Origin of the sequence: Novosphingobium marinum (assembly GCF_013408095.1) — a bacterium.
GTDB lineage: Bacteria > Pseudomonadota > Alphaproteobacteria > Sphingomonadales > Sphingomonadaceae > Novosphingobium > Novosphingobium marinum.
The window spans coordinates 530,806-551,520 of record NZ_JACBZF010000001.1 but is presented as its reverse complement, the minus strand read 5'-3'; the positions used below and the strand labels follow the sequence as shown (position 1 = coordinate 551,520).

Below are 20,715 nucleotides of genomic sequence, written 5' to 3'. Positions count from 1 at the left end.
CGCAGCGATGTTCTTCAACTTCGTCGACGAACTGCGCGCCGCGGGCATTCCGGCCAGCTTCAAGGAGCACCTCGTGCTGCTCGAGGCGCTGGACAGGAACGTTATCGAGCAGACGCCCGAGGCATTCTACTACCTGTCGCGCACCACGTTCGTGAAGGACGAGGGCCTGCTCGACCGGTTCGACCAGGTGTTCCAGAAGGTTTTTCGCGGCGTCTTCACCGAATACGGTCAGCAGCCCGTCGACATCCCCGAGGAATGGCTCAAGGCCATCGCCGAGAAGTACCTCTCCCCTGAGGAGATGGAGAAGATCAAGTCGCTCGGTTCGTGGGACGAGATCATGGAGACGCTGAAGAAGCGGCTCGAGGAACAGCAGGGCCGCCACCAGGGCGGCAACAAGTGGATCGGCACCGGCGGCACGTCGCCCTTCGGCAATTCGGGCTACAATCCCGAGGGCGTGCGCATCGGAGGCGAGAGCCGGCACAAGCGCGCCGTGAAGGTCTGGGAAAAGCGCGAGTTCCAGAACCTCGACAACACGCGCGAGCTGGGCACCCGCAACATCAAGGTCGCGTTACGCCGGCTACGCAGGTTCGCGCGCGAAGGCGCTGCCGAGGAACTCGATCTCGACGCCACGATCCGCGGGACAGCCAAGCAGGGCTGGCTCGACATCCGCATGAGGCCAGAACGGCACAATGCCGTGAAGGTGCTGCTGTTCCTCGACGTCGGCGGCTCGATGGATCCGCACGTCAAGATCGTCGAGGAGCTGTTCAGTGCGGCGACCGGCGAATTCAAGAACCTCGAGTTCTTCTATTTCCACAACTGCCTTTACGAGGGCGTCTGGAAGGACAACCGGCGCCGGTTTTCCGAGCGGACGCCGACCTGGGACGTGCTCCACAAGTTCGGGCACGACTACAAGGTGATCTTCGTCGGGGACGCTGCCATGAGCCCTTACGAAGTCACCTACCCCGGCGGCTCGGTCGAACACTACAACGAGGAAGCAGGAGCCGTGTGGCTCGAGCGGGTGACGAACACCTACCCGGCCACCGTCTGGCTCAACCCCGTGCCCGAACGCCAGTGGCAGTACACGCATTCGACGCGAGTTGTCCGCGATCTGATGGGCGGATCGATGTATCCGCTCACGCTCGACGGACTGGAGGACGCGATGCGCGAACTGACGCGCAAGAAGCATTGAGCCGTGAGGCTCGCGCTCATCAGTCGCGCAAGGCGCTTTCGGTGCGCACTCGACCTGTCAGCGTAACGCCCTGAGGAAGCGGTTCAGCGGGCTTCACTTGCACGCGGCTCGCATCGAAGTAGAAGCAGTTGCCCGGCCTCAGGACCGCACTGTACTGACCATCCCAAGAGATGCGCAGCGGGTAGCCCTCGTCGGCTGCGCCCACGCCGCCCGGTTCGGGCAGGCAGAGTTCGACATCGCGCGGACTCGTATAGCGGATCAGCTCAGTGTCATCGTTGCTGTCCAGCCAGAATGTGCCGGCGGGAGCATTCATCCGGCTCCATTGAACGAGCGGGCTATTGGCATCGCCGTCCACATCCTGCGCAAACGCGGGCAATGCTATCGTGGCGGCAGCCCCGGCAATTACGGCAGTGAGCGTTTTCGTGAGTTTCATGTTCAGCCTCCTCATTGAAGATCGAGGGTGCGGGATACTAAGCAGTCTGTCGATGTTAAGTCGCCAGCGCTCTGGATCAGCGGGCACCCGCTTTTGAAATCCATGGAGGACCGTATCGTTCCCTGGCTCCACTGAGTGAAAACCGGAATTTAACTTTCGAATGCGCGTCTATAACCTTTGTTATTATCTTGAGATGTGCTCGGATCGACCTATGCGTATAGCAACAGGTTCTCGGTTTCTTCTCGCCAGGCTTTCTCGTTTCTCGCTGCCGCTTGATCGAGATCGCCGGCCCCGGCCTCGCTGTCGTCCACCCATTCGCGCAGGAGAGGTCCGCCATTGATGACGTCGATCGCCAGTCGGTCGAATTCGTACTCGTAGGGAAAGTCGCGCCAGAGTTCGTATCCGGGGTGGAGGTTACGGATCGCCTTGAAGGCAAGCGCCTGCAATCGCCAGGGCCGGAACGCATCGTGATCGTAGAATCTTCCCTCGGCGTGGACCATCAGCGCGCTGCAGAGCCTGCCGCTGTGCTTGTGGAAGGTCGGCTCGAAGAAGCACTCGCGCAGGGCGCATCCCGCCAGCCAGTGCGGAGCGATACGCTCCATCTCCGCGAGCACGTCCCTGCCTTCCAGATCGGGTGCTCCGAAAAGCACTTCGAGCGGGCGCGTGGTTCCACGCCCCTCGGAAAGCGTGGTACCCTCCAGCATTACCGTTCCGGCATAGGCCCTCGCCATGTTGAGATTGGCGGCATTTGGGCTCGGATTGATCCAGATCCGGTCCTGCGGCCAGCCGTGCCCCGGTCCGGCATGGGGCGTCCAGCCTTCCATCTCGATGACCCTGTAAGGCACGTCGATCCCGAAATGCCGGACGAACCAGTGCCCCATCTCCCCAAGGGTCAGTCCGTGCCGCATCGGCATCGGCCCAGCCCCGACGAAACTCTCCTGCCCCTCGATCAGCAAGGTCCCTTCCACCGGGCGTCCGGCGGGATTCGGACGGTCGAGCACCCAGACCTCCTTGCCGTGGCGCGCAGCCTCCTCGAGCATGTAGAGCAGCGTCGTGACGAAGGTGTAGATGCGGCAGCCGAGGTCCTGCAGGTCGAACAGGAAGACATCGGCGCTCGACATCATCTGCCCGGTGGGACGGCGCACCTCCCCGTAGAGACTGAAAACCGGAATGCCGTAGAACGGGTCGGTCTCGTCCCTCGTTTCGACCATGTTGTCCTGCTTGTCGCCCTTCAGCCCGTGCTGCGGGCCGAAAGCGGCGGTCAGGTTGATCTCCTCGCACGCTGCAAGCGCGTCGAGCGAGTGGGTCAGGTCCGCTGTCACCGATGCGGGGTGTGCGACAAGCGCGACCCGCTTTCCGGCAAGCGGGGCACGGAGCGGGGGTTCGGACAGGAGCCGGTCGATACCGAATTTCATCGGGTTGCGGGTGCCCCAAGCGGCAGCGCGAAGCAAGCCGGGTGATGGAAATCGGGCTCGTCCGTCGCGTGCGCCAGCGCCCAGTAGCTCTTCGTCCCGTCCCGCTCGGCGATCACCGCGCTGAGGCCGGCCGCCCTCGTTGCCTCAAGCGGTGGCGAAAAGAGCACGACCGTCTGGACAAAGAGGTATTCGCCCGATGCCGACGAGATTTCGGGCTGCGGATCGACTTCGACGGGTGCCATCCCCTCGCGCCGGGCCGCAAAGCCGTAGGCCGCCCAGCGACCGGAAGGGGAGAAGTTGTACTCACGGTATCCCGGCCCCTGCACGTCCTGCAGGAACAGTTCGAAGCAGGTGGTGCGCCAGAGTTCGTCGGCGCGCCCGCGACCGGCGTAGTCGGGCACATGGAGCGCGTCCTTTCCGTCGACCTGATACCGCAGCATCAGCCTGCCATCGGTGAATTCCGTCCAGCGCACCTGGACCGACCTGACCCCGGAGGGCGGCGTCTCCGGATGCGGGACGAGCCTGTGCGTTCCCAAGCGGACAACTCCATGCTAGTCGCGCGCCTCCGAAGAAGACGGCGAGCCATGACCCAATACGAATCGACATTGCTGCGCCTGCTCGACGAGCGGGGCTACATCCACCAGATGACCGATGCACAGGGGCTCGATGCTCTGGCGGCAAGGACGATCGTGCCCGGCTATATCGGCTTCGACGCGACCGCGCCATCGCTGCATGTGGGAAGCCTCGTCCAGATCATGATGCTGCGCCGGTTGCAGCAGGCAGGGCACAAGCCGATCGCCGTCATGGGCGGCGGCACGACCAAGGTCGGCGATCCGTCGGGCAAGGACGAGAGCCGCAAGATGCTGACGTCGGAGACGATTGCCGACAACATCGCCTCGATCCGCACGATCTTCGAACGCCTGCTGACGTTCGGGGACGGACCGACCGATGCGGTGATGATCGACAACGACAAGTGGCTGAGCGAGCTCGGCTATATCGAGCTGCTGCGCGATGTCGGGCCGCATTTCACGATCAACCGCATGCTGGCCTTCGACTCGGTCCGGCTTCGGCTCGACCGTGAGCAGCCGCTCACCTTCCTCGAATTCAATTACATGATCTTGCAGGCCTACGACTTCCGCGAGCTTTCGCAGCGCCACGACTGCCGGCTGCAGCTCGGCGGATCGGACCAGTGGGGCAACATCGTCAACGGCATCGAGTTGACGCGGCGCATGGACGGCAAGGAACTCTTCGGGCTTACGACCCCGCTGCTGACGACCGCCGATGGTGCGAAGATGGGCAAGACCGCGGCAGGCGCGGTCTGGCTCAACGAAGCGCAGCTTCCGGCCTATGATTTCTGGCAGTACTGGCGCAATTGCGACGACCGCGATGTCGGCCGGTTCCTTCGGCTGTTCACCGACCTGCCTCTGAACGAAATTGCCAGGCTCGAAGCGCTCGAGGGTGCCGAAATCAACGACGCGAAGGTCGTGCTCGCCAACGAGGTGACCGCACTGTGCCGTGGCGAAGATGCAGCGCGCGCATCCGAGGATACGGCGAAGGCAACTTTCGCGGGCGGCGGGCTCGGCCAGGATCTGCCGACGCTGGAAGTGCCTGCCGAAGGCATCCGCCTTGCCGCCGCTTGCACCGAGATCGGCTTCACCGCGTCCAACGGAGAGGCGAAGCGCAAGATCGCGGAAGGCGCAGTGCGACTCGACGACGAACCCGCAAGCGATCCGGGATTTCTGGTAACCGTTCCCGACGGTTTGACCCGAAAGCTGAGCGTCGGCAAGAAAAAGCACGGCATACTGCGCTGCGCCTGAGATGGCGCGGAGCCGCGGATTTGCGGCAAATTGCTGCCGGTTTACCGATTATTCGTCATTCCCGTGCATCTAAGCCGTTCAGGGCCACAGCAATCGCGATGAACGGAACATGGGCGCACAACTCTCGGTAACGGACCAGCGGCAAGCCGTAAGGCATCCGGTCGACCACAAGGTCATTGCCGAACATCGCCAGCTCGGGGACGTTCACCTGCACATCGTCAACCTGTCTGCGCACGGGTTCATGGCGAGCGGCGATCATGGTCTGGGTCGCGGAGAGCGCTTGACGATCCGCTTACCCATCGTCGGGAGGATAGAGGCGCACATAATCTGGACGCACGAGGAGCGTGCCGGCTTCCAGCTCGAACGGATAATCCGCGCCGACGAGTTCCTGAAGCTCGTCGACAAGCTCCAGCCCAATCCGCGGCTTCGCCCGCGACGCTGAAGCCTTTGGCCGCAGCAGTGCGGCAGGCCACATCACAAGCGCACCCCTCTCTTGTTATAATATAACATCTCGTTAAATTGCCCGGCATGACGAGAATCTCCTTGTGCCTCACCTCAGCGACAGCCATCGCCCTTGCCTCGTATCCGGCAAGCGCTCAGGAAGCCCCCTCAACCCCGCAAGCCTCGTCCGGCCCCGGCCATCGCGCAGCGCATTCGGAAGAGCCAGCCGGCAACGAGATCGTTGTCACCGCGCATCCCCCGATCGACTTCGGGCTCATGGCCGGGACCGAGTCGATCGAGGGCGACCGTCTCATCGCGCAATCGCGCGGGCAGATCGGGGAAACCCTGGCAAAGCTTCCCGGGGTCTCTGCCACATCGTTCGCGCCGGGCGCGTCTCGCCCGATCCTTCGGGGTTTCAGCGGCGCGCGAGTCACGGTGCTGACCGACGGCATCGGTTCGATTGACGCGTCGAGCGTCTCCGAAGACCACGCCGTCGTCCTCGATTCGCTGACCGTCGATCACATCGACATCCTTCACGGACCGGCAGTCCTGGTGTTCGGCGGTCAGGCGATCGGCGGTGCGGTCAATGCCCTCGACAAGCGGATCCCAAGGCGCGTTCCGGATGCGATATCGGCAGATTTCGTCGGCGGTTATGGCAGCGCGGCGGACGAGTGGTCGGTAGGCGGTGCAATCGAGTTGCCTCTTGGCGAACGCTTCGTCGCTCACCTCGATGCAAGCTGGCGCGATAGCGACGACCTCGAGATCGGCGGCTTCGTCAACTCGGCCCCGCTTCGCCGCGAATTGCTCGCCGAGGCCGAGGAACTGCGCGCCGAGGGCGAAGCCGGAGAAGCCGGAGAGTTCGAGGAACTCGCTTCGCTGCGGGGAGTCGTGCCGAACACCGCGGCAAGGACATGGACGGTCGGCGCGGGCCTCGCCTTCATCGACGCAGGCGGCAATCTCGGCATCTCGTACCACCGCTTCGACACGCGCTACGGCGTCCCCCTGCGCCCGGGCGCCGGCCATCACGGCGACGAGGAGCACTCCGAAGGCGAGATTCACCTGGGCGAAGAGGAGGAAGGCGATGGGCATCGCGCGGAAACCGTCTCGATCGATCTCGTCCAGGACCGCTTCGATCTGCGCGGCGCGATCGAACTGGGCGGCATCTTCGAAAGCCTTCAGTTGCGCGGTGCCTATGGCGACTATGAGCACGTCGAACTGGAAGGAGACGAGGTCGGAACCCGTTTTTCGGGAGAGGGGATCGAATTTCGTGCCGACCTGATCCAGAACGATCGCGACGGCTGGCGGGGACGCAGCGGTGTCCACTATCTGGGCCGTTCCATGGACATCGAGGGGGCGGAGGCTTTCACGCCCGACTACGACGTCGAAAGCGTCGGCTTCTTCACGTTGCAGGCGCTGGAAATCGGGAGCGGAATAGAGCTGGAGGCCGCAGGCCGTTTCCAGACCACGAAGGTCACTTCGAACGACGTCGATTTCCGTCGCAGTTTCGACCAGTGGTCGGCAGGAGCCGGTGTGTCCTGGACGCCTGCCTACGGCCTTAAGCTGGGGGCGAACTACCTGCGTGGAGCCCGCGCACCCTCGCCCGAGGAGCTGCTGTCGGACGGCCTCCATGTCGCGACGCAGGCCTACGAACTCGGCGACCCCGGCTTCGGCGTCGAGAAAAGCGACGGGCTGGAAGCATACGTCCGATGGGACGGCGAGCGCGGACAGGTTTCGATCACGGGATACGTAACCGAGTTCGACAACTTCATCGCGGCGATCCCCACGGGCGAGGAGATCGAGGACTTTCCCGTTTTCCGCTACCGCCAGCTTCCCGCGACCTTCAAGGGGTTCGAGGCATCGGCAAGCTATCGTCCGCTCGAATGGGCGGGCGGCTCGCTGCAAGTCGACGCGGCTGCCGACTATACCCATGCCAAGCTAGACGGCATCGGCCCCGTCCCGCGTATCCCGCCCCTCCGCTTGCAAGGGGGCGTCGAGGCCCGGCACGAGAAACTGCGCATCCGCGCCGAGGTGGAATGGAACGACCGGCAGGACCGCGTCCCGCAGCTCGCCAACGCGGTACCGTCCTTCACACACGTGAATCTCAGCGGCGACTGGCACCCGATGGGAGAGGACGGCCCCGTCACCCTGCTGGTGGCGGCGAACAACATCTTCGACACCACGGGACGCCGCGCAGCATCGTTCACACGCGATTTCGTGCCGCTGCACGGGCGCGACCTGAGAGCGACGCTCAAGGTCAGCTTCTGACGCTGCAAGCACAGGAGCGCTTGGCAATGGCGTGTGGCGCTGCCATTGCGCGCAGGTGACCGAGGCCACCTCCCCTCTCCAGATCCGGGATTACCGCTTCTTCTGGCTGGCGCGTTTCATCTCGGTCGTGGCGACGACCGGGATGGTCGTCATCATCGGCTACCAGCTCTACGACGTCGCCCGCGCCGACTACGGCATGAGCATCCCGGAAGCGGCATTCCAACTCGGCCTTCTGGGACTCGCGCAATTCGTGCCACTGTTCTTCCTGACGCCGGTCGCAGGCCTTGTCGCGGACAGGTTCGACCGGCGGCGCATAGCCGCTGCGGCCATGTCGCTCGATCTGCTGATCGCGCTCGGGCTCGGCGCGGTGACGGCGGCGGAGTGGCGCAGCCTGCCGGCACTCTATGTCCTCGCGGCACTTCATGGCACCGCACGCGTCTTCGTGAACCCTTCGCTGGCAGCGATTGCTCCGAACATCGTTCCCGCAAGCCTGATCCCGCGCGCCATCGCCTTCAATTCGATTGCCTGGCAGGCCGGGACGGTCGTCGGCCCGGCTGCCGCCGGCTTCATGTTCGCGGCGGAGCGGGAGCTTCCCTACTGGGTGTCCGCCGGGCTGCTTGTCGTGGCGGTGATCTGCACGCTGGCGGTCAAGCGCCTGCCGCCGCCGGTCCACCCGCAGAAGCGCCATCCGGTGCGCCAGATCGTCGATGGCTTCCATTTCGTGTGGAACGAGCGGTTCCTGCTGGGATGCATCACGCTCGACCTGTTTGCCGTGCTGCTTGGCGGGGCGACCGCCCTGCTCCCCGTCTTCGCACGCGATATTCTCGAGGTCGGGCCGGAGGGCCTCGGGCAAATGCGTGCGGCTCCGGCTGTCGGGGCCGCGCTGGTAGCGCTATGGCTTTCGTGGAGGCCGCTGGCGACGAACGTCGGCAACAAGATGCTCTGGGCGGTCGGCATCTACGGGGCCGCTACCCTGGCCTTCGGGCTGTCGCGCGAATTTCTCGTTTCGATGGGGTTCCTCGTCCTGCTCGGCGCAGCCGACATGATTTCGGTGTTCATCCGTAACACGCTGATCCAGCTCAACACGCCCGACGACGTGCGCGGCAGGGTCTCGGCGATCTCGGGCCTCGCCATATCGGCATCCAACGAGCTGGGAGAGATGCAATCGGGCATCGCCGCCGCCATCCTCGGGGCGACCGGCGCGGTTGTCTTTGGCGGGGCCGGTGCCATATTCGTGACCGTGCTGTGGGCGTGGCTCTTCCCCGAACTGGGACGCGCCAGGACCTTCGCCCCGCAATACCGGAAAAGGGAGCCAGGATGATGAAGGCCGACAATATCCTCGCAACGATCGGCAACACGCCGCACATCCGCCTGTCGCGGCTGTTTCCCGACCACGAGGTCTGGGTGAAGAGCGAGCGCGCCAATCCCGGCGGCTCGATCAAGGACCGCATCGCGCTCGCCATGGTCGAGGCGGCGGAAAAGGACGGCAAGCTCAAGCCCGGCGGAACAATCGTCGAGCCCACTTCGGGCAACACCGGCATCGGCCTTGCCATGGTGGCTGCGGTCAAGGGCTACCGCCTTGTCCTCGTCATGCCGGAATCGATGTCGATCGAGCGGCGACGCCTGATGCTGGCCTATGGCGCGAGTTTCGACCTCACGCCCAAGGAAAAGGGCATGAAGGGCGCCATCGAGCGGGCCAGGGAACTCGTCGAGGAGACCGAAGGCGCGTGGATGCCACAGCAATTCGACAACCCGGCCAACGTCGACGTCCACGTTCGCACCACCGCGCAGGAAATCCTGAACGATTTCGCCGACAGCCCGATCGACGTGATGATCACCGGCGTCGGCACCGGCGGACACCTGACAGGCTGTGCCGAAGCGCTCAAGGCAACCTGGGCGACGATGAAGGCCTACGCGGTCGAGCCTGAGCTGTCCCCGGTCATTTCCGGCGGCCAGCCCGGTCCTCACCCGATTCAGGGCATCGGCGCAGGGTTCATTCCCTCGAACCTGCACACGCAGGCCATCGACGGCGCCATTCAGGTCGATGCCGAGCAGGCCAAGGACATGGCCCGCCGCGCGGCTCGCGAGGAAGGGATGCTCGTCGGGATCAGCTCCGGCGCGACGCTGGCGGCGATCGCGAAGAAGCTGCCCGATCTCGCGGCGGGAACGCGCGTACTCGGCTTCAACTACGATACCGGAGAGCGCTATCTCTCGGTGCCGGACTTCCTGCCCGAATGATCCCGCTCGAGCGGGTCGGCTACCGCGACGGAGAAGTCGAGCTCACCGGGCTGCTCGCACGGCCATGGCCAAAGCCGCGCGCTGCCGTGATCCTGTTCCCGACCATCGCCAACCAGAACGACGCGGTCGAGCGCCGTGCCGAAATGCTCGCGGATGCGGGCTTTCTCGCCCTTGTCGCCGACTTCTACGGCTTCAACCCGGGTCCCGACGCAATGTTCGAGGCTGCCGAGCCCCTGCGCGCCGATGCGGAGGTGTTCCGCAAGCGCTTGCGCCCGGCGGTCGCCAGGATGCGCGAGATCGCCGGAGACGAGACGCCGCTGGCGGCGATCGGGTACTGCCTCGGGGGTCAGGCCGCGCTGGAGATCGCTCGCGACGGCGCTGACCTTGCGGCCGCCGTGAGCTTCCATGGACTTCTCGGCACGCACAAGCCCGCCGGTCCTGGCTCCATCAGGGGGCGCATCCTCGTATGCCATGGAGACGCCGACCCGCTGGCTCCCCGCAGCGACGTCATGGCGTTCTGGGAAGAGATGGACCGCGCGGGGGCGGACTGGCATTTCCACAGCTACGGCAAGGTTCGCCACGGCTTCACCGATCCCCTGAGCGACGAGCGCGACATGGACGCGGTCGCCTACGACGCCAGCGCCGATCGCCAGAGCTGGGCGGCGATGACGAGCCTGTTCGACGAGCTTTTTCCCGACTGATCAGGCGGTCGCAAAGGCCTCTGGCGCAAGCGCCATCATCGCTTCCGCGCCGGTCTCGATCTCGCGGCGAAGCGCGCCGGCCTGCGGCATGTGCCGCTCGGCGAAATAGCGCGCGGTGACGAGCTTGGCCTCGTAGAAGGGGTCGTCCGCACCGCCGTCCATGGCAGCCGTCGCCGCTTTCGCCATGCGCAGCCACATCAGCCCGACGGCGACGATCCCGGCAACGTGCATGTAAGGATAGGCACCCGCCCCGGCGTTGTTGGGGTTGGCCATCGCATTCTGCATGAACCACATCGTCGCGGCCTTCAGCTCGCCGTTGGCCTTGCCCAGACGCGTGGCGATGTCCGCAAGCCTCTCGTCCGGACCTGCTGCCTCGCATTCCTTGTCGACCACGGCGAAAAGCGCCTGGATCGCGCGACCGCCGTTTTTGGCGAGCTTGCGCCCGACCAGGTCCATCGCCTGTACGCCGTTCGCCCCTTCGTAGATCTGGGCGATCCGCGCGTCTCGTACGAACTGCTCCATGCCGTTCTCGACGATGTATCCGTGCCCGCCCCAGACCTGCTGCATGTCGGTTGCCACGGCATAACCCTTGTCGGTCCCGTAGCCCTTGATGACGGGGGTAAGCAGTCCGACCAGATCGTCGGCGTGTTCGCGCTCCTTTTCGTCCTCGGCCTTCTCGGACACGTCAACGAGCAGCCCGCACCATAGCGCCAGCGCGCGCAGTCCCTCGGTAAGTGCCTTGCCGTCCATCAGCATGCGCCGCACGTCGGGGTGCACGAACAGCGGATCGGCCTTTTCCTCCGGCTCCTTCGGCCCGGTCAGCGCCCTGCCCTGCCGGCGCTCCATCGCGTAGGATACGCCATTCTGGTAAGCGACTTCGGCCTGCGAAATCCCCTGGATGCCGACGCCGAGGCGCGCGGCGTTCATCATGATGAACATGGCGGCAAGGCCCTTGTTTTCCTCGCCGACCATCCAGCCCTTCGCGCCGTCGTAATTCATCACGCACGTCGCATTCGCGTGGATGCCCATCTTGTGCTCGATCGAGCCGCAGGAGACCCCGTTTCGCTCGCCCAGCGATCCGTCATCGTTCACCAGGACCTTGGGCACGACGAAGAGCGAAATGCCTTTCGTACCCTCCGGTGCGTCGGGCGTCTTGGCCAGCACCAGGTGGATGATGTTCTCGGCAAGATCGTGCTCGCCCGCCGAGATGAAAATCTTGGTACCCGTGATCGCAAACGACCCGTCGGACTGCGGCTCCGCTCGCGTGGTGATGAGGCCGAGGTCGGTGCCGCACTGCGGTTCGGTCAGGTTCATCGTGCCCAGCCACTGGCCGGACACCATGTTCGGGACATAGCGCTCCTGCTGTTCGGGCGACCCCTTCGCCAGCAGCGCGGCGACGGCGCCCTTGGTCAGCCCGGGATACATCGCGAACGACTGGTTTGCCGAGGACATGAATTCTTCGATCGCGAAGCCGAGCACTTCGGGGAGGCCCTGACCGCCGAACTTCTCGGGCGCGGACAGGGTGGCCCACCCAGCCTCGCGGAACTGCGCGTGGGCCTGGATGAAACCCTCGGGCGTGCTGACCGAACCATCCTCGTTGCGCTGGCACCCTTGCGCGTCACCCGAGGCATTGAGGGGCGCCAGCACTTCGGATGCGAACTTGCCCGCTTCCTCTATCACCGCATCGACAAGGTCCGCGCTGGCGGATTCGAAGCCGGGTTTTCCGGCCAGTGCGGGAAGATCCAAAACCTCGTTGACGATGAAGCGCGCGTCGCGCACGGGTGCCTTGTAGATCGGCATGCCTGTTGACCTCTCCTCGATGTTTCGGGGCTTATATAGGGATCAATTGCCCACCGGGATAAGCCCCTCCTCACCCAGTTTTCGATAAAAGCAGCTGCGCGCGCCGGTATGGCAGGCAGGCCCCTGCGGCTCGACGACAAGCAGCAGCGCATCCTGATCGCAATCGACGAGGATGTCCTCGACCTTCAGGAAATGACCGGAAGTCTCACCCTTCAGCCAGAGCTCGCCGCGCGAGCGCGAATGGAAATGCGCCAGCCCGGTCTTGCGAGTCCTGACGAGCGCTTCCTCGTCCATGAAGGCAACCATCAGGATGTCTTTCGTCGCGCTGTCGACCGCAATCGCCGTGAGAAGTCCGTTCGCATCGAAGCGAGGCATGAAATCGCTTCCGCTCTCGCGGACACTGTCGGCCATCGAAAATCCACCCATCGAAGCGTGCTGTTAGGATGTTGCATGATAACAACAACGCGCGGTCAAAATCCACGTGCCGTCGTATCCGCTCTTTCCATTTCGGGCAATTCGGTCGATGGAAGGCTCCGCAGCTGGGGGGCTGCAAACACCGACCGACGGTGCTCATTAACGAAGCGCCATGGTTCAGGGGCACGGAACGCGCGATTGTTCGCTGCGAACCGTGATGAGGGAAATTGGGCGAAGCGGTCACCAGGGGGGATCGCTAAACTGCAAAGGCAGCGCCTCACAGTTTCGTCACGAGGACGCCCGGAGCTTCGGTTCCGGGCGTTTTTGTTTGCATTCAGGGCGTCCCTTCCGGCTTTCAGGCGTGCGGCAGCGATTCGTCGAGGACCCGCGCGAAACAGGCGATGACGACCTTGCGTGCCCCGGCCCGTTTCAGTGCCGCAACGCAGGCATCGCTCGTCGCGCCGCTCGTCAGGACATCGTCGACGACCACCACGTTCGCGTCTCGCACGATGCCGGAATGGCGAGGATTGCATGCGATCGCTCCGGAGAGCGCCCGCGCTCTTGCCTTCTGGCCAAGTCCGCCCAGCGTCGGTGTGGCCTTCCTGCGCTGGAGCAGGTCGACGCAGAGCCTTGAGGATCGCAGCCTCGCAACCTCTTGAGCCAGCAGAGCGGCCTGATTGTAACCCCTGCGCCACAGGCGCCAGCGGTGAAGCGGCACGGGCGCCACAATCCAGTTCTCGTCCACCGCCTTCAACTTCGCCGACATCAGCCGCGCCATGAGCGGCGCCAGCGCGATCCGGTTGCCGTGCTTGAAGGCCAGCACGAGCTTTCGCGACGCCTCGTTGTAGAGAGTGCCCGCGGCAATCCCGTCGTGTCGCGGCGGATTGGCCATGCAGGGCGCGCAGGTGAGGCCGCTTGCCGCATCCTCGGCGAACGGCCGGTGACAGAGCGAGCAGGCCGGCTCGCCGGGGATGGCAAGCTCGCTCCAGCAACTGCCGCAAAGCCCCGACTGCGCCCCGATCGCATCGCCGCATAGCGGGCATCGGGGCGGGAAGACGAGGTCGACGATGGGCGCCAGCGTGTGGGCGATTGCCATGTTTCACGGTTCTAGGCACTTCGCATCGAAGGACAAGTGCTTGCGATGGCTGGACGTCGTCGCCACTCTTGCCCGATGGCATCCAATGCGCCCCCCAGGATTTTCGACCCGCAACGCCGCCTTGCCGCGAGGCGGCGGATGCGGGCGCCGCGATCGGCCTGCGATGCCCCCCGCTACATCATCGACGACATGGTCGAGGACGTAATCGAACGCCTCGCATTCCTGCGCATCGAGCCGCCGGCCGCGCTCGTTGTCGGCGACTGGACGGGCGAACTCGCCAAATCGCTTCGTAGCCTTGGAGCCTCGGTTTCCGAGGCCGAGCCGGCGGACGGGTTCGACATCGAGCGCCCCTATCCGCATGGCGGCTTCGATTTCGTCGCCAGCCTCGGCGTGCTCGATACCGCGAACGACCTGCCGGGAGCGCTGATCCACATCCGCAACGCTCTCTCGCCCAGAGGCATGATGGTCGCGAGCTTCGTCGGCGCAGGCAGCCTGCCGGTGCTGCGATCCGCCATGCTTGCCGCCGACGGAGAGCGACCCGCACCGCGCCTCCATCCGCAAGTCGACGTGCGCGCAGGCGGACAGCTCCTGCAACGGACCGGTTTTGCCGACCCGGTCATCGACAGCCGGCCGCTCAGGGCCAGTTTCCGCTCGCTCGACGCGCTCGTCGCCGACTTGCGGGCGATGGGTCTCGGCAACGTCCTGGCGAACCCCGGACCGCCCCTCGGCAAGGCGGCGCTCGACAGGGCACGCGCCGCGTTCCTGTCCGAGGGCGAGCACGGCAGGACCGTAGAGACTTTCGAGATCCTGACCCTCTCGGGCTGGCGTCCCGGCTAGTCCCTGGCCAGCGCAGCCTGCGCAGCGGCGAGCCTTGCGATCGGCACGCGGTAGGGCGAGGCGCTGACGTAATCGAGCCCGACTTCCTCGCAGAACGCGATGCTGGCGGGATCGCCGCCGTGCTCGCCACAAATGCCCAGCTTGAGGTCGGGCCGCTCCGCCCTCCCCCGCTCGACGCCGAGGCGAACGAGCTGGCCGACACCGTCGCGGTCTATGCTGACGAACGGATCGCGCGCGAACACGCCCTTCTCGACATAGGTGCCGAGAAAACGGCCCGCATCGTCGCGCGAGATGCCAAGCGTCGTCTGCGTCAGGTCGTTGGTCCCGAACGAGAAGAACGCCGCCTCCTTGGCGATTTCGGACGCCATGAGCGAGGCGCGCGGCAATTCGATCATCGTACCGACGTGGTAATCGAGTTCGCGGCCCTTTTCCTCGAACACGGCGCTGGCGACGCGCTCTACCAGCGTGCGCATCAGTTCCAGTTCGCGGCGCGTCGCGACGAGCGGGATCATCACTTCGGGGATCGGAGCCTCGCCGCTTTGCGCCGCGACGTCGCAGGCCGCCTCGAAGATGGCGCGCGCCTGCATCTCGTATATCTCGGGATACGTAATGCCGAGGCGACAGCCGCGATGGCCGAGCATCGGGTTGAATTCGTGCAGTTCCCCCGCCCGGCGCTTGAGCGTGTCGGCGCCGATGCCGATCGCGTCGGCGAGCTCCTCGAAGTCCTCGTCCTCCTGCGGCAGAAATTCGTGAAGCGGCGGATCGAGAAGGCGGATGGTGACCGGAAGGCCCGCCATCACCTCGAAGATCGCGTGGAAGTCGCCGCGCTGTTCGGGCAGCAGCTTGGCGAGTGCGGCGCGCCTGCCCTTCTCGTTCTCGGCAAGGATCATCTGGCGCACCGCACTGATCCGGTCCTCGTCGAAGAACATGTGCTCGGTCCGGCAAAGGCCGATGCCCTCGGCCCCGAACTGGCGGGCCATCCGGCAGTCGGCGGGCGTTTCGGCGTTGGTGCGCACCCTCATCCGGCGCTTGCCGTCGGCCCATTCCATCAGCGTCCCGAAATCGCCGGCCAGCTCCGGCTCGATGGTCGGGACCTCGCCCGCCATGATGTCGCCCGAGGCACCGTCGAGCGTGATGACCTCGCCTTCCCTGAGCTCGCGGTGGCCGATGCGCACCGTCCGCGCGTTGCGGTCGATCGAGAGGCCCGACGCGCCGGAAACGCAGGGGCGACCCATGCCGCGCGCCACCACCGCCGCATGGCTGGTCATGCCGCCGCGCGCGGTGAGAATGCCCTTCGCGGCGTGCATGCCGTGAATGTCCTCGGGGCTTGTCTCGATCCGCACGAGGATCACCGCCTCGCCCAGTTCGGCGCGCTTTTCGGCGGTATCGGCATCTAGCACGATCGCGCCCGAGGCGGCTCCCGGCGATGCCGGCAGCCCGCGCCCGAGAATGTCGCGCGGCGCATCGGGATCGAGCGTCGGGTGAAGCAGCTGGTCGAGCGCCATCGGGTCGACGCGGGCGACGGCGGTCGCCTCGTCGATCAGGCCTTCGCCGACCATGTCGACCGCCATCTTGAGCGCCGCCTTGGCGGTACGCTTGCCGGTGCGGGTCTGGAGCATCCACAGCTTGCCGCGCTCGACGGTGAACTCGATGTCCTGCATGTCGCGGTAGTGCGACTCGAGAGTGCCGAACACCTGCTCCAGCTCTCCGTAGGCTTCGGGCATCGCTTCCTGCATCGACAGGGGCTTGGCGCTGGCGTCCTCGCGCGCCTTCCTCGTCAGGTACTGCGGCGTGCGGATGCCCGCGACGACGTCCTCTCCCTGTGCGTTCGCGAGCCATTCGCCGTAGTAGGCCTTCTCTCCGGTCGAGGGATCGCGGGTGAAGGCAACGCCGGTGGCCGAGGTCTCGCCCATGTTGCCGAAGACCATCGCCTGCACGTTGACCGCCGTGCCCCAGTCGGCGGGAATGCCGTTGAGGCGGCGATAGATCTTGGCGCGTTCCGAATCCCACGAATCGAAAACCGCCCTGATCGCGCCCCACAGCTGGTCGTTCACGTCCTGCGGGAACGGCTCGCCCTGCTCGGCCACGACGATCGCCTTGTACTCGTCGACGAGCGCGTGCCACTCCTTGGAACCCATCTCCACATCATTCAGGAAGCCGTTGTCTTCCTTTGCGATTTCCAGCGCCTCCTCGAACAGGCCGTGGTCGAGGCCGAGGACGACGTCCGAATACATCTGGATGAACCGGCGATAGGAATCCCACGCAAACCGCTCGTCGCCCGAAGTCCTTGCCAGCCCCACGACCGTCTCGTCGTTGAGGCCGAGGTTGAGCACGGTGTCCATCATGCCCGGCATCGATACGCGCGCGCCCGAACGGACCGAGACGAGCAGCGGGTCGGCGGCATCGCCCAGCTTCTTGCCCACCGTCTTCTCGATATGGCCGAGCGCCCCGGCGACTTCGGCGCGCAGCGCGTCGGAAAAGTCGGCGCCCTCGTTCAGGTACTTCACGCACTCCTCGGTGGTGATGGTGAAGCCCGGCGGCACCGGCAGCCCGATCGAGGCCATTTCCGCGAGGTTCGCGCCCTTGCCGCCCAGCAGCAGCTTGTCCCTTGCGCGGGGATCGTCGTGCCGTGCATCGCCGCCGAACGTGTAGACCTGCTTCACCATCGTGCTCACCGCTTTCCGTTTTCGCAAAGGCGACGAAGTTGACACCCTGTCGCCCTTAACATCGCCTCCCAAGATAATGAGACGACGCGATTTTGTTCCCGCAGGTCAAGTTGACACCTTGTCGGGCATCATCCCTCGATCTTCGAGAAATCCGCCACATTGTGCACTGCAGCACGAAAGCGATCAAGCAGCGCAAGTCGGGCGCGACGCTTTTCCGCGTCGGGATCGTTGACCGTCACATTGTCAAAGAACGCGTCGATCGGCGCACGCAGCGATGCCAGCGCCGCCATCGCGCCCGCGAAATCCTCCGCCTCGATGGCGGCGGCAGCGCGCGGCTCGGCAGCGTCGAGCGCGTCGATCAGGTCCTTCTCGGCCGGTTCGGGCGTGTAGGACAGCGATTTGTCGGCGGCGTGGCGCATTTCCATCTTGGCGTCGATCACCGCCTTCAGGTCGGGATCGTCGACGAGCGCCAGCGGGTCCTCCTCGCCGGTCTGCGCGATCTCGCCCTCGATACCCTGCCAGTCCTCCTTCCTGAGGATGTTGGCCGCGCGCTTGTACCCCGCGAGCAGGTTCGCGCCGTCCGCGGTTCCCATAAAATCTTGAAGCGCATTTGCTCGGCTAACCATCGCTGGAACCGAACCTGCTTTCGAATATAGTACAGCTTCTATAAAATCTGGCCGTTTCCCTTCGACTTTAAGCTGGGCAATCATCCGCTTTCCGAAAAAAGCCCATAGCCTCGCACCTAAAAGAAGGTGAAGCGCGAAAATCTTATCTAGATGAATATCCCCTTGATGGGGAACTCGCGTCCGAAAGTCTTCAAGCGCTCGATCAGAAAACTTGGTAAAATCCATCGGACAACGATCAATGTGTGCGGCGTAATGCGCACCACTTATCTCGAGCGCTCGGCCAAAATCTAGCCGAACATCATTCCTCACTAAAGTGGAATTTATTCCGATCGCCGCTCTTCTCAACGCAAATGGATCTTTGGACCCAGTAGGCTCCTCCCACATCGAAAACATATGCAGGACGGTATCCAGCTTGTCCGCCAGCGAAACCGCAACCGTGACCGGTGCTGTCGGCACCTCGTCGCCCTGCCCCACGGGCTTGTAGTGGTCCCGAATGGCGTCGGCGACGGCGTCGGGCAGGCCTTCGGCGCGGGCGTAGTAGCCGCCCATCAGGCCCTGCAGCTCGGGAAACTCGCCGACCATCTCGGTGACGAGATCGGCCTTGGCAAGGCGCGCGGCCTGTTCGGCCATGTCCGGGTCCGCGCCCCTGACGATCCCCTCCTCGACCAGCCAGCGCGCCAGCTTCGCGACACGCTCCACCTTGTCGGCGACCGTGCCGAGCTTCTCGTGGAAAGTGATCCGCTCGAGGCCTTTCGCGTGCTCGGCCAGCGTCTTCTTGCGGTCCTGCTCCCAGAAGAAGCGCGCGTCCGAAAGCCGCGCCGCGAGGACCTTGCGGTTGCCCGCGACGATGGCCTCCCCGCCGTCCGCCGCGTCGATGTTGGCAGTGCAGACGAAGGCGTCGGCCAGCGTGCCGTCCTTCTCGCACACGAAGTACTTCTGGTTCACCCGCGCTGTAAGCTGGATGACTTCGGGCGGCACTTCGAGGAATTCGGGGTCGAACCGCCCGAGCAGCGGCACCGGCCATTCGGTCAGCCCGGCGTTCTCGATCACCAGCCCCTCGTCCTCGACGATGGCAAGCCCGGCGGCGCGGGCGGCCCCGGCGGCCTTCTCGCGGATCAGGTCCTGCCGTTCCTCGTGGTCGACGATAACGTGGCAGGCGCGCAGCTTGTCGGCATAGTCCTCGGCGCTGCCGATGGTGATTTCGTCGGGATGGTGGAAGCGATGGCCGAGCGTCGCATAACCCGATTCGATGCCGCCCACGGTGCAGGGTACCAGTTCCTCGCCGAAGATCGCGACGATCCCCGATAGCGGGCGCACCCAGCGCAGGCTCTCGGTCGAGATCGAGGCCGCGCCCCAGCGCATCGACTTGGGCCAGGGAAAGGCGCGCACGATCGCCGGAATCGCCTCGGCCAGCACGTCGCGCACCGCCCTGCCCGGCTTTTCGACCACCGCGAACCAGGTGTCCTTGCCCTTCACGTCGCGCTTCTCGAGCCGGTCCTTCGAGAGCCCGACCTTGCGGAGGAAGCCGTCGAGCGCCTGTTCGGGCGCGCTCGTCGCCGGGCCCTTGGTTTCCTCGCGCACGGCCTGCGTCTCGGCAGGCAGGTCCCTGGCGATCAGCGCAAGGCGGCGCGGTGTGGACCAGACGGTGACCTTGCCCACGGCGACGCCCGCCTCGTCCAGCTGCTTGCGGAACAGGCGTTCGAGATCGGCGCGAGCGCCGGCCTGCATCCGGGCGGGGATTTCCTCGCAGCGCAGTTCGAGAAGGAAATCGCTCATGCGCTCCACCCCTCGTTCTGCTCCGCCCATTGCGCCTCGTTCTTGCTGATCCACGCCTCGCACGATCCCTTGGCGAGATCGCGGACGCGGCCGATGTAGCTGGCGCGTTCCTGCACCGAGATCACGCCGCGCGCCTGCAGGAGGTTGAACAGGTGGCTCGCCTCGATCGCCTGGTCGTATGCGGCGAGCGGAACGCCTGCCTCGATACAGCGCACGCACTCGGCCTCGGCATGCTGGAACCCGCGGAACAGCTGGTCGGTGTCGGCAACCTCGAAGTTGTACTTCGAATGCTCGCGCTCGTTCTCGAGGAAGACGCGCCCGTAGGTCTCGCCCGCGGCGTTGAACCTGAGGTCGTAGACCCGGTCGACGCCCTGGATATACATCGCGAGGCGTTCCAGCCCGTAGGTCAGCTCGCCCGCGACCGGCTTGCAGTCGAACCCGCCGACCTGCTGGAAATAGGTGAACTGGGTGACTTCCATGCCGTCGCACCAGACTTCCCAGCCCAGACCCCACGCGCCCAGCGTCGGGCTTTCCCAGTCGTCCTCGACGAAGCGGATATCGTGATTCAGCGGATCGATGCCGATCGCGGCGAGGCTTTGCAGGTAGAGCTCCTGCAGGTTGTCGGGGCTGGGCTTCAGGATGACCTGGTACTGGTAGTAATGCTGCAGGCGGTTCGGGTTCTCGCCATATCGCCCGTCGGTCGGCCGGCGCGAGGGCTGGACGTAGGCGGCCTTCCACGGCTCAGGGCCCAGCGCGCGCAGCGTGGTCGCGGGATGGAAGGTCCCCGCGCCCATGCGCATGTCGTAGGGCTGGAGGATCAGGCAGCCCTTCGCGCTCCAGAAGCCGTGGAGCGTGAGGATCATGTCCTGAAAGCTGAGAGGTTCGGCGGCGTGCGACATGGTGCGGCGCTTTGGCCGATGGGCTCGGAACGGTCAATAAGCGAGCGCGCTGCGACGGGCCGTGCTCACCGTTCATCGACTGGCGAGAATTGCACCCTATAT

General features: G+C 65.1%; 17 protein-coding genes. 8 read left to right on the top strand and 9 right to left on the bottom strand.

The features are described from left to right. Nucleotides 1-7 precede the first annotated feature (7 nt). Nucleotides 8-1,189: a vWA domain-containing protein gene (locus FHS75_RS02590; protein ID WP_179406145.1), complete on the top strand. Its 1,182-nt coding sequence runs from the start codon at nt 8-10 to the stop codon at nt 1,187-1,189. A gap of 19 nt (nt 1,190-1,208) precedes the next feature. Here FHS75_RS02590 and FHS75_RS02585 read toward each other — a convergent pair whose 3' ends face one another. The 3 genes from FHS75_RS02585 to FHS75_RS02575 form a co-directional block, all read right to left on the bottom strand. Next, entirely contained in the window at nt 1,209-1,622 is a 414-nt protein-coding gene (locus tag FHS75_RS02585; protein ID WP_179406144.1) for a hypothetical protein, read from the bottom strand. A 209-nt stretch (nt 1,623-1,831) separates the two neighbouring features. Further along, nucleotides 1,832-3,037, bottom strand: coding sequence for an exo-beta-N-acetylmuramidase NamZ family protein (locus FHS75_RS02580; RefSeq protein ID WP_179406143.1), 1,206 nt, complete (start codon nt 3,035-3,037; stop codon nt 1,832-1,834). Next, nucleotides 3,034-3,573: a DOMON-like domain-containing protein gene (locus FHS75_RS02575; RefSeq protein ID WP_179406142.1), complete on the bottom strand. Its 540-nt coding sequence runs from the start codon at nt 3,571-3,573 to the stop codon at nt 3,034-3,036. Before FHS75_RS02575 ends, FHS75_RS02580 begins: the two co-directional genes overlap by 4 nt. A 48-nt stretch (nt 3,574-3,621) precedes the next feature. Between FHS75_RS02575 and tyrS the strand changes: the two genes are divergently transcribed. The 6 genes from tyrS to FHS75_RS02545 all read left to right on the top strand — a co-directional run bounded on the left by tyrS (nt 3,622) and on the right by FHS75_RS02545 (nt 10,499). Further along, nucleotides 3,622-4,854 carry a tyrosine--tRNA ligase gene (gene tyrS, locus FHS75_RS02570; protein WP_179406141.1) on the top strand — a complete coding sequence of 411 codons (1,233 nt, stop codon included), beginning with the start codon at nt 3,622-3,624 and terminating at the stop codon, nt 4,852-4,854. A 109-nt stretch (nt 4,855-4,963) separates the two neighbouring features. Then, on the top strand, nt 4,964-5,296 hold the full coding sequence (locus tag FHS75_RS02565) for a PilZ domain-containing protein (RefSeq protein ID WP_179406140.1): 333 nt from the start codon (nt 4,964-4,966) through the stop codon (nt 5,294-5,296). Nucleotides 5,297-5,382: 86 nt separating this feature from the next. Then, nucleotides 5,383-7,560, top strand: a complete 2,178-nt coding sequence (locus tag FHS75_RS02560; protein ID WP_179406139.1) for a TonB-dependent receptor — start codon at nt 5,383-5,385, stop codon at nt 7,558-7,560. Between the two features lie 55 nt (nt 7,561-7,615). Next, the gene (locus FHS75_RS02555; protein WP_179406138.1) at nt 7,616-8,881 is read left to right on the top strand and encodes an MFS transporter; all 1,266 of its coding nucleotides are present in this window, start codon (nt 7,616-7,618) and stop codon (nt 8,879-8,881) included. Beyond that, nucleotides 8,881-9,798: a cysteine synthase A gene (gene cysK / locus FHS75_RS02550; protein WP_179406548.1), complete on the top strand. Its 918-nt coding sequence runs from the start codon at nt 8,881-8,883 to the stop codon at nt 9,796-9,798. The genes FHS75_RS02555 and cysK overlap by 1 nt, the downstream gene beginning before the upstream one ends. Beyond that, a complete protein-coding gene (locus FHS75_RS02545) occupies nt 9,795-10,499 on the top strand; it encodes a dienelactone hydrolase family protein (protein ID WP_179406137.1) in 705 nt (234 codons plus the stop codon). The genes cysK and FHS75_RS02545 overlap by 4 nt, the downstream gene beginning before the upstream one ends. Here FHS75_RS02545 and FHS75_RS02540 read toward each other — a convergent pair whose 3' ends face one another. From FHS75_RS02540 to FHS75_RS02530, 3 genes are all read right to left on the bottom strand, one after another. Then, a complete protein-coding gene (locus FHS75_RS02540) occupies nt 10,500-12,299 on the bottom strand; it encodes an acyl-CoA dehydrogenase C-terminal domain-containing protein (RefSeq protein WP_179406136.1) in 1,800 nt (599 codons plus the stop codon). A gap of 42 nt (nt 12,300-12,341) precedes the next feature. Continuing rightward, nucleotides 12,342-12,710 carry a phosphoribosyl-AMP cyclohydrolase gene (gene hisI / locus FHS75_RS02535; protein ID WP_179406135.1) on the bottom strand — a complete coding sequence of 123 codons (369 nt, stop codon included), beginning with the start codon at nt 12,708-12,710 and terminating at the stop codon, nt 12,342-12,344. Between the two features lie 358 nt (nt 12,711-13,068). Next, nucleotides 13,069-13,809, bottom strand: coding sequence for a ComF family protein (locus tag FHS75_RS02530; RefSeq protein WP_179406134.1), 741 nt, complete (start codon nt 13,807-13,809; stop codon nt 13,069-13,071). Between the two features lie 75 nt (nt 13,810-13,884). Between FHS75_RS02530 and FHS75_RS02525 the strand changes: the two genes are divergently transcribed. Continuing rightward, nucleotides 13,885-14,646 (top strand): class I SAM-dependent methyltransferase, encoded by a 762-nt coding sequence (locus FHS75_RS02525; RefSeq protein ID WP_179406547.1) that lies wholly within the window; start codon nt 13,885-13,887, stop codon nt 14,644-14,646. Here the strand turns inward: FHS75_RS02525 and ppdK are convergent. The 3 genes from ppdK to FHS75_RS02510 form a co-directional block, all read right to left on the bottom strand. Further along, nucleotides 14,643-17,312: a pyruvate, phosphate dikinase gene (gene ppdK, locus FHS75_RS02520; protein WP_179406546.1), complete on the bottom strand. Its 2,670-nt coding sequence runs from the start codon at nt 17,310-17,312 to the stop codon at nt 14,643-14,645. The two genes, FHS75_RS02525 and ppdK, sit on opposite strands and share 4 nt — an antisense overlap. A 128-nt stretch (nt 17,313-17,440) precedes the next feature. Then, entirely contained in the window at nt 17,441-19,714 is a 2,274-nt protein-coding gene (gene glyS / locus FHS75_RS02515; protein WP_179406133.1) for a glycine--tRNA ligase subunit beta, read from the bottom strand. Then, entirely contained in the window at nt 19,711-20,613 is a 903-nt protein-coding gene (locus FHS75_RS02510) for a glycine--tRNA ligase subunit alpha (protein ID WP_179406132.1), read from the bottom strand. Before FHS75_RS02510 ends, glyS begins: the two co-directional genes overlap by 4 nt. Between the last annotated feature and the right edge of the window lie 102 nt (nt 20,614-20,715).

Coding starts and splice junctions, on each gene's coding strand:
- FHS75_RS02590 (WP_179406145.1), top strand. CDS start 8: ATGTTCTTCAACTTCGTCGACGAACTGCGCGCCGCGGGCATTCCGGCC.
- FHS75_RS02585 (WP_179406144.1), bottom strand. CDS start 1,622: ATGAAACTCACGAAAACGCTCACTGCCGTAATTGCCGGGGCTGCCGCC.
- FHS75_RS02580 (WP_179406143.1), bottom strand. CDS start 3,037: ATGAAATTCGGTATCGACCGGCTCCTGTCCGAACCCCCGCTCCGTGCC.
- tyrS (WP_179406141.1), top strand. CDS start 3,622: ATGACCCAATACGAATCGACATTGCTGCGCCTGCTCGACGAGCGGGGC.
- FHS75_RS02565 (WP_179406140.1), top strand. CDS start 4,964: ATGGGCGCACAACTCTCGGTAACGGACCAGCGGCAAGCCGTAAGGCAT.
- FHS75_RS02560 (WP_179406139.1), top strand. CDS start 5,383: ATGACGAGAATCTCCTTGTGCCTCACCTCAGCGACAGCCATCGCCCTT.
- cysK (WP_179406548.1), top strand. CDS start 8,881: ATGAAGGCCGACAATATCCTCGCAACGATCGGCAACACGCCGCACATC.
- FHS75_RS02545 (WP_179406137.1), top strand. CDS start 9,795: ATGATCCCGCTCGAGCGGGTCGGCTACCGCGACGGAGAAGTCGAGCTC.
- FHS75_RS02540 (WP_179406136.1), bottom strand. CDS start 12,299: ATGCCGATCTACAAGGCACCCGTGCGCGACGCGCGCTTCATCGTCAAC.
- hisI (WP_179406135.1), bottom strand. CDS start 12,710: ATGGCCGACAGTGTCCGCGAGAGCGGAAGCGATTTCATGCCTCGCTTC.
- FHS75_RS02530 (WP_179406134.1), bottom strand. CDS start 13,809: ATGGCAATCGCCCACACGCTGGCGCCCATCGTCGACCTCGTCTTCCCG.
- FHS75_RS02525 (WP_179406547.1), top strand. CDS start 13,885: ATGGCATCCAATGCGCCCCCCAGGATTTTCGACCCGCAACGCCGCCTT.
- ppdK (WP_179406546.1), bottom strand. CDS start 17,312: ATGGTGAAGCAGGTCTACACGTTCGGCGGCGATGCACGGCACGACGAT.
- glyS (WP_179406133.1), bottom strand. CDS start 19,714: ATGAGCGATTTCCTTCTCGAACTGCGCTGCGAGGAAATCCCCGCCCGG.
- FHS75_RS02510 (WP_179406132.1), bottom strand. CDS start 20,613: ATGTCGCACGCCGCCGAACCTCTCAGCTTTCAGGACATGATCCTCACG.